The following is a 254-nucleotide window of genomic DNA, read 5'->3' as shown; positions in this document are numbered from 1 at the left end:
TACTGTTCTTAATGTGCTGAATGAGCTGAAAGAGTCAAATTCTACTTTCTCCAGCGTTGCACGGCATAATTATATTTCTCCAACTAAGGCTCAGGAAATCTTCGATCTTTATGTCCGTATAAAGCGTAGAACTTTTCCTAAAATCATATGTATCGATGAAGTCTATGCTTTGAAGGATAATCATAGTAAGTATGTCTGCCTTCTTCTTGATTTCAAATCTCATCAGCTGATTGATATGCTTCCTGAGAGAAAAA

Annotated in this window: 1 pseudogene; it reads left to right on the top strand. The window is 35.8% G+C overall.

Annotated features, from left to right (window positions below):
* Positions 1 to 254 (top strand): annotated as a pseudogene (locus LI241_RS15675) (ISL3 family transposase); the annotation flags it as partial.

The organism is Longicatena sp. 210702-DFI.1.196 (genome assembly GCF_020563125.1).
Taxonomy (GTDB): domain Bacteria; phylum Bacillota_I; class Bacilli_A; order Erysipelotrichales; family Erysipelotrichaceae; genus Longicatena; species Longicatena caecimuris.
Note: the sequence above shows the minus strand (reverse complement) of the source record. Positions and strands in the feature narration are given on the sequence as shown.